The organism is Bacillus cereus group sp. BfR-BA-01524, assembly GCF_022662595.1.
Classification (GTDB): domain Bacteria; phylum Bacillota; class Bacilli; order Bacillales; family Bacillaceae_G; genus Bacillus_A; species Bacillus_A thuringiensis_S.
On record NZ_JAKUDW010000036.1, the window covers coordinates 24,222 to 36,344 of the forward strand.

Genomic DNA, 12,123 nt, shown 5'->3' on the forward strand with positions numbered 1-12,123 from the left:
GTACCTCGTAATGGGGTACCTTCTCTTTCTTTGTAAACGTATTTTGTAAAAGAAGAAGGAAGAAATCTTTCTTTGTAGTACGTTTCAATTTATAATAGCAAATGGAAGGAGAGTGCTTATGTCTTTAACAAATGAACAACAAGAGCGATTTCAAATTTTGCTCCAGCAGTTGCAAATACCAGACGACCTTATAAATCAATATTTACAAGGCGGTGGTATTGAAAGACTCGTTATTGATAAAGCGAATAAAAGTTGGCATTTTGATTTACAAGTGCCACGTATTTTGCCTACAGAATTATATGAATTGCTAGAAACAAAGCTTAAGCAATCATTTTCTCATATTGCAAGAACAACATTTGCATTAGAAACAGAGAATAAACAATTTACAGAAGAAGAAGTAAGGGCGTATTGGCCACTTTGTACGGAACGAATTACATTTTCACCCATGTTCGCGTACTTAAAGAAGCAACTTCCGCAGGTGAATGGAGTGAAGTTGCTAATAAATGTGAATAATGAGCTGGAGTCTACTGCTTTAAAGAAAAACGTTGCGAAACCAGTGGGGGATCAATACGAAGTTTTTGGATTCCCGCGTTTCCAGTTAGACACACATATACAGCAAAATGCAGAAGAAATGCAAAAGTTTCGTGAGCAAACTCAGCAAGAAGACCGCGAGCGTGTTATACAAGCTATGGAAGAAATGGCGAAGAAGCAAGCTGAAGAAAGTAGCGTTGTGTATGAAGGACCGATTACACTCGGGTATCTTATTAAGCCGGATGAAGAGATTACACCGATGCGAGAAATTCAAGATGAAGAACGAAGAAAAACGGTTCAAGGATATGTCTTCCATGTAGAGACAAAAGAGCTTCGTAGTGGCCGTACGTTATTAACTTTAAAAATAACAGATTATACGGATTCTATTATGATTAAAATGTTCTCACGTGACAAAGAAGATATTCCAATGCTGCAATCCTTGAAAAAAGGAATGTGGGTGAAAGCACGTGGTTCTGTTCAAAACGATACATTCGTTCGAGATTTAGTAATGATTGCAAATGATATTAATGAAATAACAGGGCCGTCTCGTAAAGATAAAGCGCCAGAAGGTGAAAAGCGTGTAGAACTTCATCTGCACACTCCGATGAGCCAAATGGATGCTGTTACTCCTGTTTCTAGGCTTGTTGCCCAAGCAGGTAAATGGGGACATGAAGCTATTGCGGTTACAGACCATGCTGTGGCTCAGTCGTTTCCAGAGGCATATTCTGCGGGAAAAAAAGCGGGAGTTAAAGTTATATACGGTGTAGAAGCGAATTTAGTTAATGATGGTGTACCGATAGCATATAACGAAGCGCATCGTTTACTTGCGGAGGAAACGTATGTTGTTTTCGACGTTGAGACGACAGGTTTATCAGCTGTATACGATACAGTCATTGAGTTGGCTGCCGTAAAAGTAAAGGGTGGCGAAATCATTGATCGCTTTGAATCTTTCGCAAATCCACATCAACCATTATCAGCGACGATTATTGAATTAACAGGTATTACAGATGATATGTTAACTGATGCGCCAGAAGTGGACGAAGTGTTTAAAAAGTTTGAAGAATGGATGGGTGACCATACACTTGTTGCCCATAACGCAAGCTTTGATATGGGCTTTATTAATGTAGGTTTTAAAAAGGCTGGGATAGAAAAAACGAATAACCCAGTTATTGATACGTTAGAACTTGCACGATTCTTATTCCCGGAAATGAAGAATCATCGATTAAATACGATGTGTAAAAAACTTGATATTGAATTAACGCAACATCACCGTGCGATTTATGATACAGAAGCGACGGGATATTTGCTTGTGAAAATGTTGAAAGATGTAATTGAAAAGGGATTTGAATATCACGATCAATTAAATGATAGCATGGGACAAGGGGATGCGTATAAGCGTGGCCGTCCAAGTCATATGACGTTACTTGCCACATCAGATGTTGGGTTGAAAAATTTATATAAACTTGTTTCATATTCTCACCTTAATTACTTTTACCGTGTACCACGAGTACCGAGGTCACTATTAAAAAAATACCGTGAAGGAATTTTAGTAGGAACGGCTTGTGATAAAGGTGAAGTATTTGAGGCGATGATGCAAAAAGCTCCTGAAGAGGTAGAAGAAATTGCACAGTTCTATGATTACATTGAAGTAATGCCTCCAGAGGTGTTGCGTCATTTAGTAGAGCGTGAACTCGTTCGAGATGAAGGACAATTAAAAACAATTATCTCTAACTTAGTAAAACTAGGTGAGACGTTAGATAAACCAGTTGTCGCTACAGGGAACGTGCATTACTTAGATCCAGAAGATGCAATGTATCGTAAAATTTTAGTTAGTTCACAGGGCGGGGCAAATCCGTTAAATCGACATTCATTACCGCCAGTACATTTCCGTACAACTGATGAAATGCTAGAGTGTTTTTCATTTTTAGGTGAGGACAAAGCGAAAGAAGTTGTTGTAACGAATACACAAAAGGTTGCGTCATTAATTGGTGATGTTCGTCCGGTAAAAGATGATCTATATACACCTAAAATTGAGGGTGCCGATGATGAAACACGTGATATGAGTTATAAAATGGCACGCAGTATATATGGTGAAGAACTACCAGAAATTGTAGAGGCTCGCTTAGAAAAAGAATTGAAAAGTATTATTGGACATGGATTTGCCGTTATTTATTTAATCTCACATAAGCTTGTGAAAAAATCGTTAGTTGACGGATATCTAGTAGGTTCGCGTGGTTCAGTAGGTTCATCGTTCGTTGCAACGATGATGGAAATTACAGAAGTAAACCCATTACCACCACACTATGTCTGTCCAAAATGCAAGCAATCTGAATTCTTTAATGATGGTTCGGTAGGCTCTGGTTTCGACTTACCAGATAAAGATTGTCCGACATGTAATGTGGCATATGTAAAAGATGGACATGATATCCCATTCGAAACGTTCCTTGGATTCAAAGGAGATAAGGTACCCGATATCGATTTGAACTTCTCCGGGGAATACCAACCACGTGCCCATAACTATACGAAAGTACTGTTCGGTGAAGATTATGTATACCGTGCTGGAACGATTGGTACAGTTGCGGAAAAAACAGCTTATGGATATGTAAAAGGTTATGCAAATGATCACAATTTAACAATTCGAAATGCAGAGATTGATCGCTTAGTAGCGGGATGTACAGGGGTAAAACGTACAACTGGACAGCATCCAGGTGGTATTATCGTTGTGCCAGATTACATGGATATCTTTGATTTCTCACCAATACAGTTTCCTGCTGATTCAATTGGTGCTGAGTGGAGAACAACGCATTTTGACTTCCACTCGATTCATGATAATTTATTGAAACTTGATATACTAGGACACGATGATCCGACCGTTATTCGTATGTTACAAGATTTAAGTGGTATTGATCCGAAAACAATCCCAACGGATGATCCAGAGGTAATGAAAATTTTCTCTGGTCCAGAAACGTTAGGGGTAACGGAAGAACAAATTAACTGTAAAACAGGTACACTTGGTATCCCAGAATTCGGTACGAAATTCGTAAGACAGATGTTAGAAGAGACAAAACCAACGACATTCTCAGAATTGGTCCAAATTTCTGGGCTGTCACATGGTACTGACGTATGGCTGGGTAATGCAAATGAGTTAATTTATAACGGTACATGTACGCTGAGTGAAGTTATCGGTTGTCGTGATGACATCATGGTATATTTAATCTATCAAGGTTTAGATCCATCATTAGCCTTCAAAATCATGGAGTCGGTTCGTAAAGGTAAAGGTGTACCGGAAGAATGGGAAGATGACATGAAAGGTAATAATGTACCAGGTTGGTATATTGATTCATGTAAGAAGATTAAATACATGTTCCCTAAAGCCCATGCGGCTGCTTACGTACTTATGGCTGTGCGTATCGCATACTTTAAAGTACATTTTGCACTTTTATTCTATGCGGCATATTTTACAGTTCGTGCAGATGATTTTGACGTAGAGGCGATGGCGAAAGGTTCAGCATCCATACGTGTGAAAATTGATGAAATTGCTCAAAAAGGATTGGATGCAGCGCCAAAAGAGAAGAGTTTATTAACAGTACTAGAAATGACACTGGAAATGTGTGAGCGTGGATATTCATTCCAAAAGGTCGATTTATACCGCTCGCATGCAACTGAGTTTATTATTGATGGGGATACTTTAATTCCTCCATTTAATGCAGTGCCTGGTCTTGGTACGAACGCAGCCTTAAGTATTGTGGAAGCGCGTAAAAATGGAGACTTCTTATCAAAAGAAGACTTACAGCAGCGGAGTAAGGTTTCGAAAACAATTATTGAGTATTTAGATAGCCAAGGTTGTTTAGGAGATTTGCCGGATCAAAACCAATTATCACTGTTCTAATAGGTAGGAAAAGTCTTTGCAAATCAATATTTGCTATGGTATACTATAAACCGAGATAACCATGTCATGTATATTTTGTGAAAAAGAGAGTGGGGAAACCCACTCTTTCGTGTTACTATCTACATTTTATTCATGTAGATAGTAAAGACATTTCTGTCGTATATACATATTTTGTTACAAGTTTTACTTCTTAAATTTGGTAATACTAAGACAGATATTCCCTGCTTAACGGCAGGGGCTTTTGTTAGCTAACGAGAAAGAATAAGATAGACCGTCTTATGAACGGGATCTTTTCTTGTAAATGGTACATGGCGGCAGGAAGGAGGCTGTTTATGGATAAGAAAGTCACAGAAGTTGTAGAAGCATTTGCGCAGCCAATCGTTGAAGAGTTAAATCTTGAACTTGTAGATGTAGAGTATGTGAAAGAAGGACAAGACTGGTTCTTACGCGTATTCATCGATTCTGAAAAGGGAGTCGACATTGAAGAATGCGGTGCGGTAAGTGAACGTTTAAGCGAAGCTTTAGATAAAGAGGATCCAATTCCTCACCTTTACTTTTTGGATGTATCATCTCCTGGAGCAGAACGCCCATTAAAGAAAGAGAAAGACTTCCAGCAAGCGGTAGGAAAACAAGTGGCAATTAAAACATATGAGCCGATTGATGGCGAAAAGATGTTTGAAGGAAAGTTACTTTCCTACGACGGTACTACAATTACACTACTATTAACAATTAAAACACGTAAAAAAGAAATCCAAATTCCAATGGATAAAGTTGCAAATGCGCGACTTGCTGTTACGTTTTAGTAAGAAGGGGGATCTTCATGAGCACTGAGTTGTTAGATGCTTTGCTCGTATTAGAGTCAGAAAAAGGTATTAGTAAAGATATTATTATTGATGCGATTGAAGCAGCGTTAATCTCTGCTTATAAACGCAATTTTAACCAAGCACAAAACGTTCGTGTGAGCTTTAACCCAGAAGTGGGAACAATTCAAGTTTTAGCACGTAAGGACGTTGTTGATAATGTGTTTGATCCACGTCTTGAAATCTCTGTAGAAGAGGCAAGACAAATTAATCCAAACTACCAAGATGGCGACGTACTAGAAATTGAAGTAACGCCAAAAGATTTTGGTCGTATTGCAGCGCAAACTGCAAAACAAGTTGTAACACAACGAGTTCGTGAAGCAGAACGTGGTGTTATTTACTCAGAATTTAGTGATCGTGAAGAAGACATTATGGTTGGTATTGTACAACGCCAAGATGCTCGTTTCATCTACGTAAGCTTAGGTAAAGTAGAAGCTTTATTACCTGTAAGTGAGCAAATGCCAAATGAGCAATATAAGCCACATGATCGTATTCGCGTATTTATTACAAAAGTAGAAAAGACAACAAAAGGACCACAAATTTACGTATCACGTACACATCCTGGTCTTTTAAAACGTTTATTCGAAATGGAAGTTCCAGAAATTTATGATGGAACTGTAGAAATTCGCTCTGTAGCGCGCGAAGCAGGAGATCGTTCTAAAATCTCTGTGCATGCAGAAAACATTGATGTTGATCCAGTTGGTTCTTGCGTAGGACCGAAAGGACAACGTGTACAACGTGTTGTAGATGAACTAAAAGGTGAAAAGATTGACATCGTTCGCTGGTCAAATGATCCAGTTGAATATGTTGCAAATGCTTTAAGCCCATCACAAGTTGTTAAAGTACTTGTAGATGAAGATGAAAAAGCAACAACTGTTGTGGTTCCAGACCACCAGCTATCATTAGCTATCGGTAAGCGTGGACAAAATGCGCGTCTTGCAGCTAAATTAACAGGCTGGAAAATCGATATTAAAAGCGAGTCTGATGCGAAACAACTTGGAATTGTAACAGAAGAAGATAGCGTAATCGCATTCGGATTCGATTCAGTTGAAGACGAAATCGAATAGAGGTGATGAGTATGAGCAATCGAAAAGTTCCGTTACGAAAATGTATCGCGACGCAAGAGATGAAATCAAAACGAGAGCTCGTTCGCATTGTTCGTTCCAAAGAGGGCGAAGTGTCTATTGATTTATCTGGAAAAAAATCAGGACGAGGTGCATATTTGTCAAAAGATAAAGAATGCATTATGCAAGCCCAAAAGAAAAACATTTTGGAACATCATCTAAAAGCGAAAATCGACAGTTCTCTGTACGAAGAGCTTCTTGAGCTTGTTGAGAAGGAGTCGAAATAAGTGTCCGATTGGAAATCGTTTTTAGGACTAGCAAATCGCGCTCGAAAAATCATTTCGGGTGAAGAACTCGTTTTAAAGGAAGTACGAAGTGGTAAAGCAAAGCTCGTATTGCTTTCTGAAGATGCGTCAGCGAACACTACTAAACGTATCACTGATAAAACGACGTACTACAACGTACCAATGAAAAAAGTCGAAAATCGACAACAATTAGGGCATGCGATTGGGAGAGACGAGCGAGTCGTTGTAGCTGTGTTAGATGAAGGCTTTGCGAAAAAGCTACGTAGCATGCTCGATACAAATTACCGGGGGTGAAGGTATGAGTAAAATTCGAGTACATGAATATGCAAAAAAAAATAATATCTCAAGTAAAGATCTTATGACAAAACTTAAAGAGATGAATATCGAGGTTTCGAATCATATGACAATGTTAGAAGATGAAGTAGTAAACAAATTAGATAATGAATATAACACTGGAGCGGAAAAACCTTCTGTTGCAGATGAGTTTGAAGTAGAAGAGAAAGTTGTTCGCAGTAAAAAGAACAGCAACAAGAAAAAGAAAAAAGGCAAAGGAAATGAAGACAAACGTCAAGATAACTTTGCTGGAAGACAACAAACGCAAATAGTAGAAACACCAGATAAAATTACTTTCTCTGGAAGCCTTACAGTAGGTGAACTTGCTAAAAAGTTAAGCAAAGAGCCATCTGAAATTATTAAAAAGCTCTTCATGCTAGGAATTATGGCGACAATTAACCAAGATTTAGATAAAGATACAATTGAGTTAATTGCTACTGATTACGGTATTGAAGTAGAAGAAGAAATAGTTGTAAGTGAAACTGAGTTTGAAACATTCATTGATGAGCAAGATGATGAAGAAAACTTAAAAGAGCGTCCAGCTGTTGTTACGATTATGGGACACGTTGACCATGGTAAAACAACATTACTTGACTCTATTCGTAATTCAAAAGTAACTGCTGGCGAAGCGGGTGGAATTACTCAACATATCGGTGCATACCAAGTTGAAGTAAATGATAAGAAAATTACATTCTTAGATACGCCTGGTCACGCGGCATTTACAACGATGCGTGCTCGTGGTGCGCAAGTAACTGATATTACAATCCTTGTTGTTGCAGCTGATGATGGTGTTATGCCACAAACAGTTGAAGCGATTAGCCATGCAAAAGCAGCTGGAGTACCAATTATTGTTGCTGTGAATAAAATGGATAAACCAGCGGCGAATCCTGATCGTGTAATGCAAGAATTAACAGAATATGAATTAGTTCCAGAAGCTTGGGGCGGAGATACAATTTTCGTACCAATTTCTGCAATCCAAGGCGAGGGAATTGACAACTTGCTAGAGATGATTCTTCTTGTAAGTGAAGTAGAAGAATATAAAGCAAACCCAAATCGTTATGCAACGGGTACTGTAATTGAAGCACAGCTTGATAAAGGTAAAGGAACTATCGCGACATTATTAGTTCAAAACGGTACACTTCGAGTTGGAGATCCAATCGTTGTTGGAACTTCATTCGGGCGTGTTCGTGCAATGGTAAGTGATATTGGTCGTCGTGTAAAAGTTGCTGGTCCATCAACTCCTGTTGAAATTACAGGTTTAAATGAAGTACCACAGGCTGGAGATCGTTTCATGGCATTCGCTGATGAGAAGAAAGCTCGTCAAATCGGTGAATCACGTGCACAAGAAGCGTTAGTTGCACAACGTGGTGAGAAATCTAAATTAAGCCTTGAAGATTTATTCCAACAAATCCAAGAGAGCGATGTAAAAGAAATCAACTTAATCGTAAAAGCAGACGTACAAGGTTCTGTTGAAGCGATGGCAGCGTCACTTCGTAAAATTGATGTTGAAGGCGTAAAAGTTAAAATCATTCACACTGGTGTAGGTGCGATTACAGAATCTGATATTATTTTAGCTTCTGCATCTAATGCAATTGTAATTGGATTTAACGTACGTCCGGATGTGAACGCGAAGCGTACAGCTGAATTAGAGAACGTTGATGTTCGCTTACACCGTATTATCTACAAAGTAATCGAAGAAATTGAATTAGCAATGCAAGGTATGCTGGATCCAGAATTCGAAGAAAAAGTAATCGGTCAAGCGGAAGTTCGTCAAACATTCAAGGTAACAAAAGTTGGAACAATCGCAGGTTGTTACGTAATTGACGGTAAAATTACACGCGATAGTGGCGTTCGTATTATCCGCGATGGTATCGTAATTTTCGAAGGACAACTTGATACGTTAAAACGTTTCAAAGACGACGTAAAAGAAGTTGCACAAAACTATGAGTGTGGTATTACAATTGAGAGATATAATGACCTTAAAGAAGGGGACATCATTGAAGCATACGTTATGGAAGAAGTGAAGCGATGATTGTCGCTTCACTCTCATTCGAGTGTATGATTTACGATGTGCATTCTTTAAAAGAGAAACGGGCAATTTTGCAACGAGTGCTAACTCGTGTGAAACAGCGCTATAATGTAGCTGTTTCTGAAGTTGGGCATCAAGATGTATGGCAACGTACAGAAATTGCGATTGTCTCCGTATCCTCAAATCGTGTTATCTGTGAAAAAGAAATGAATCGTGTACTGGAGTACATCGATTCATTTCCTGAAATTGAACGTACGATAACACAATTGGAATGGTATTGAATGAGGTGAAGAGTTATGAAATTACGTGCAAACCGTGTAGGCGAGCAAATGAAAAAAGAATTAGGCGACATCATTAGTCGTAAAATTAAAGACCCACGTATCGGATTTGTTACAGTAACAGATGTACAAGTGAGTGGTGATTTGCAAATTGCCAAAGTATATATTTCTGTTTTAGGTGACGAAGAACAGAAAGAAAATACGTTAAAAGGTTTAGCGAAGGCAAAAGGCTTTATTCGTTCAGAAATTGGCCAACGTATTCGTCTTCGTAAAACACCGGAAATTACCTTTGAGTTTGATGAGTCTATCGGATATGGTCATCGAATTGATACACTTTTACATGAAATTAATAAAGACGGTAAACGTGAAGAATAATGGATAGACATTTGTCTATCCATTTTTTCAATGCAAAATAAGTTTTGGATATTTACTACGAAAGAATTATGATGAGGTGAACATATATGGAAGGTGTAGTATTATTACATAAGCCAAAAGGCATGACATCACATGATTGTGTATTTAAATTAAGAAAGATATTGCGAGAAAAGAGAATTGGTCATACGGGAACATTAGACCCAGATGTAACGGGAGTATTACCACTTTGTGTGGGGAGAGCAACGAAGATTGCACAATTTTTAACAAGTGAAACGAAAACATATGAAGGTGAAGTAACATTAGGGTTTTCAACAACAACAGAAGATGCTTCTGGTGAAGTTGTGGAGAAACAAGATGTAAACCGTGTTATTACACGTAAAGAAGTAGAAGAGGTACTAGCTGAATTAACAGGCACGATTGAACAAATGCCACCAATGTTCTCAGCTGTAAAAGTAAACGGGAAAAAATTATATGAATATGCAAGAGCAGGACAAGAGGTGGAACGTCCAGTTCGTACAATTACGATTCATGAATTCGTATTACTTGATGACCGTGAAGTTTTTGAAGGAGAAAATATTTCATTCCGTTTCCGTGTAACGTGTAGTAAAGGAACATATGTAAGAACGTTAGCGGTAATGATCGGGGAGAAACTTGGTTTCCCATCACATATGTCTCACCTTGTAAGAACGGCATCTGGTGAATTTTTATTAGAAGATTGCATATCATTTGAAGAAATTGAAGAAAACGTGCAAAATGGAACAGTAGAGTCTATCTTCATTTCAATTGATGAAGCATTAAGTAAGTTTCCAAAAATGGTTGTAGATGAAAAGCAAGCAGAGAAAATCAAGAATGGTATGTTCTTAAAGAATGAATTAGAAATAACAGCACCATTTATTACAGTGTTTGATGAAAATGATCGTTGCTTAGCAATTTATGAACATCATCCGAAACATCCTGGCATGTTAAAGCCGATGAAAGTACTTGTGAATAATCAAGAACTAAAGCTATAATGAATTATTGGAAGGATTATTACAGAAAAAGGTGAATTCAAGCGTGAAACTTATTCATTTAACTCATCCACATGAACAAAAAAAATTAGAATTACCACCTACTGTAATGGCATTAGGATTTTTTGATGGCATTCATTTAGGACATCAATGTGTAATTCGAACTGCGAAAAAAATAGCGGACGACCGAGGATATAAAAGTGCAGTTATGACATTTCATCCTCACCCATCTGTTGTTTTAGGGAAAAAGGATGCGCATGTGGAGTATATTACACCAATGCGTGATAAAGAAAAAATAGTCGAAAGCTTAGGAATCGATATATTATATGTGATTAAATTTGATGAATCATTTGCAGGGTTATTACCGCAACAATTTGTAGATGATTATATTATTGGTTTAAATGTAAAGCATGTAGTAGCAGGGTTTGATTATTCATATGGACGTTTAGGAAAAGGAAAGATGGAGACTTTACCATTTCATGCAAGAGGGGAGTTTACACAGACTGTGATTGAAAAAGTTGAATTTCAAGAAGAGAAAGTAAGTTCTACAGCATTACGAAAGTTAATTCGAAATGGCGAAATGGAACAAATTCCATCTATTTTAGGTAGAGCCTATACTGTAGCGGGAACAGTTATACACGGCGACAAACGTGGGCGTCAAATTGGTTTTCCAACAGCTAATGTAGGTTTAAGTGATGAGTATTTATTGCCACCTGTAGGTGTTTATGCAGTGAGATTAAAAGTTCACGATGAATGGTACGATGGTGTATGTAATATTGGATATAAACCGACTTTTAAAGAAGATGAGCGTCAATTATCAATTGAAGTGCACTTATTTGAATTTAACAAAGATATATACGATCAAAATGTTACAGTAGAGTGGCATATGCGTATAAGAGAAGAGAAGAAATTCAATGGCATTGATGAGTTAGTTGAACAAATCGCAAAAGATAAGAAAACAGCACAAGAATATTTTGCGAGCGAAAAGAATATACTTGCTTTTTCAAATGAAAAGTAGTATTCTATGTTATGTACTTTATGACAACCATTGCTTGGCATTGCGACTCACCGACGCTTGCTAGGTAATTGGGGGTTTAATTAATAGGAGGTGAAATAGGATGGCTTTAACACAAGAGCGTAAAAATGAAATCATTGCACAATTTAGAACTCATGAGACTGATACTGGTTCTCCAGAGGTTCAAATTGCTGTCCTAACGGAGCAAATTAACACTCTAAACGAGCACTTACGTACTCACAAGAAAGATCATCATTCACGTCGTGGTCTATTAAAGATGGTTGGTAAACGTCGTAACTTACTAACTTACCTTCGTAATAGCGATATCACACGTTACCGTGAATTAATCACAAAGCTTGGCTTACGTCGATAGTCAAAGAAGCGGGAATATTCCCGCTTTTTTGTTAGGTAAAAATATATCTTCTACGCTTTATAGC

At 37.9% G+C, this 12,123-nt stretch carries 11 protein-coding genes; all 11 read left to right on the forward strand.

Annotation, left to right across the window (positions count from 1 at the left end):
- The first annotated feature begins 118 nt into the window (after positions 1–118).
- The 11 genes from MR170_RS14960 (at position 119) to rpsO (ending at position 12,059) form a co-directional block, all read left to right on the forward strand.
- Positions 119–4,420: a PolC-type DNA polymerase III gene (locus tag MR170_RS14960; protein WP_029443115.1), complete on the forward strand. Its 4,302-nt coding sequence runs from the start codon at positions 119–121 to the stop codon at positions 4,418–4,420.
- A gap of 332 nt (positions 4,421–4,752) precedes the next feature.
- Positions 4,753–5,223, forward strand: a complete 471-nt coding sequence (gene rimP / locus MR170_RS14965) for a ribosome maturation factor RimP (RefSeq protein ID WP_000359095.1) — start codon at positions 4,753–4,755, stop codon at positions 5,221–5,223.
- Positions 5,224–5,240: 17 nt separating this feature from the next.
- Positions 5,241–6,347 carry a transcription termination factor NusA gene (gene nusA, locus MR170_RS14970; protein ID WP_000102598.1) on the forward strand — a complete coding sequence of 369 codons (1,107 nt, stop codon included), beginning with the start codon at positions 5,241–5,243 and terminating at the stop codon, positions 6,345–6,347.
- Between the two features lie 11 nt (positions 6,348–6,358).
- Positions 6,359–6,631, forward strand: a complete 273-nt coding sequence (gene rnpM, locus MR170_RS14975; protein WP_000071125.1) for an RNase P modulator RnpM — start codon at positions 6,359–6,361, stop codon at positions 6,629–6,631.
- Complete coding sequence (locus tag MR170_RS14980) at positions 6,632–6,943, forward strand: YlxQ family RNA-binding protein (RefSeq protein WP_001286522.1); 312 nt, start codon at positions 6,632–6,634, stop codon at positions 6,941–6,943.
- Positions 6,944–6,947: 4 nt separating this feature from the next.
- Positions 6,948–9,014, forward strand: coding sequence for a translation initiation factor IF-2 (gene infB, locus MR170_RS14985; RefSeq protein ID WP_016080536.1), 2,067 nt, complete (start codon positions 6,948–6,950; stop codon positions 9,012–9,014).
- Positions 9,011–9,292, forward strand: coding sequence for a DUF503 domain-containing protein (locus MR170_RS14990; protein WP_000634349.1), 282 nt, complete (start codon positions 9,011–9,013; stop codon positions 9,290–9,292). Before infB ends, MR170_RS14990 begins: the two co-directional genes overlap by 4 nt.
- A 15-nt stretch (positions 9,293–9,307) precedes the next feature.
- Positions 9,308–9,664 (forward strand): 30S ribosome-binding factor RbfA, encoded by a 357-nt coding sequence (gene rbfA / locus MR170_RS14995; protein ID WP_000776437.1) that lies wholly within the window; start codon positions 9,308–9,310, stop codon positions 9,662–9,664.
- Between the two features lie 86 nt (positions 9,665–9,750).
- A complete protein-coding gene (gene truB / locus MR170_RS15000) occupies positions 9,751–10,674 on the forward strand; it encodes a tRNA pseudouridine(55) synthase TruB (RefSeq protein ID WP_016080538.1) in 924 nt (307 codons plus the stop codon).
- Between the two features lie 43 nt (positions 10,675–10,717).
- The gene (ribF, locus tag MR170_RS15005) at positions 10,718–11,689 is read left to right on the forward strand and encodes a bifunctional riboflavin kinase/FAD synthetase (protein ID WP_016080539.1); all 972 of its coding nucleotides are present in this window, start codon (positions 10,718–10,720) and stop codon (positions 11,687–11,689) included.
- Between the two features lie 100 nt (positions 11,690–11,789).
- Positions 11,790–12,059: a 30S ribosomal protein S15 gene (gene rpsO / locus MR170_RS15010; RefSeq protein WP_001229392.1), complete on the forward strand. Its 270-nt coding sequence runs from the start codon at positions 11,790–11,792 to the stop codon at positions 12,057–12,059.
- Positions 12,060–12,123: the final 64 nt, after the last annotated feature.